The 1,287-nt window shown below is 67.7% G+C and carries 2 protein-coding genes; both read right to left on the bottom strand.

Annotation, left to right across the window (positions count from 1 at the left end; translation table 11 throughout):
* Positions 1-23: 23 nt before the first annotated feature.
* Entirely contained in the window at positions 24-314 is a 291-nt protein-coding gene (locus tag ACFVQZ_RS36505) for a hypothetical protein (protein WP_383629189.1), read from the bottom strand.
* A gap of 270 nt (positions 315-584) precedes the next feature.
* Positions 585-1,187, bottom strand: coding sequence for a TetR/AcrR family transcriptional regulator (locus tag ACFVQZ_RS36500; RefSeq protein ID WP_378233338.1), 603 nt, complete (start codon positions 1,185-1,187; stop codon positions 585-587).
* Positions 1,188-1,287: the final 100 nt, after the last annotated feature.

Below are 1,287 nucleotides of genomic sequence, written 5' to 3'. Positions count from 1 at the left end.
ATCATCACCTGGCTGCGCACGTCCTAAGAGAGTTCCAGCCACTCGCACGGCTCACCAGCAGCCGCCGCGACTTGCCGCGTGACCTGCTCCATCCACTCCTTGGCCCAAGGCAAATCCGCGTCGAAGGTGACGTGCCAGCCGATCTCCTCGCCGCAGTAGGAGACGTCGACGCCCTCGGTTCGAACGCGGAAGTCACCCCCACCACCAATCGGCTCGCAGTCCCAGCCCGTGGGCTGCAGGACATCTGCCATCCGGTCGCGTTGGAACGCGGGCCAGCCATGATCGGCACTCGTTCGGATTAGGAATTCACGCACGGCCGAATCATGGCAGACCGATTGGGAGACACACCCTAGGGGCGTCCATGCGACGGTGCAGGTCAGAGGCGAGTTCCGGCATTGTCGGTCGAGGGCATGGAAGCCAGCCATCCAGGCCCACCGCTACCGCCACCCGAAGGGCCCCACCCGCGAGATTCCGCGGCTGCGGGGCCCTTCGTCGTACCGCGCGAGGCTCGACGAGCATTCTGGCGACGGGCTCGTTCGACACCGCAATCGGAGTGACCCCTGGAGCTCCCGGGAGGGCCGGGGTCAGGATCCTCCGGTGAAGAGGTGATCCAGGTGCTGGTCTATGGCTGCCATTGCGGCTTGGGGCTCGATCACCTCGAGCTCGAGCAGCGGAGTGAACCCGGTTAGCGCCAGGATGAGATCCGTCTCGACGTCCGGGTCGCGGTCCCGCGCGATCTGCCCATGAGCGATCGCCTCGCGGACGAGCTGCGCGACCAGCGTGCGACCGTCCCGCAGCCCGAGGCTCGCCTGCTTGCGCAGCGTCGGGTCGTGCAGCGCCTCGAGGACATAGGCGGCACTCATGCGGCTCGACGCCCGCGCGTCGGGACCCAGGGGGAGCATCTCGACAAGCACCAGCCGGAGTACGTCCCGCGGGTGCCGGGGCTGGTCGAGCGCGGCGAGCTCTCGCGCGACCCGGTCGGCGGTCTGCTCGGCGGCGAACTCCATCGCGAAGATCAACAGCTCGGTCCGTGATGCGAAGTAGTGCTGCACGTGCCCCAGCGAGACTCCGGCTTCGCTCGCGACCTCGCGCATCGTGGCCTTCGTCCAGCCCTGCTGGTCGACGACCCGCCACAGCGCACGCGCGATCGCCGCGCGACGCTCCTGGTGGTCCACCAGCTTCGGCACTCAGGACTCCCCTCGTTGACGATACGCGTGACACAATACAGTCGTATGGTCAACGACGGAACGGAGGAGCGATGACCGACCCGCACCCACCCCCGGCTGT

Origin of the sequence: Streptomyces sp. NPDC057854, from assembly GCF_042797055.1 — a bacterium.
Classification (GTDB): Bacteria; Actinomycetota; Actinomycetes; order Streptomycetales; family Streptomycetaceae; genus Streptomyces.
This window is presented reverse-complemented; position numbering and strand designations above follow the sequence as displayed.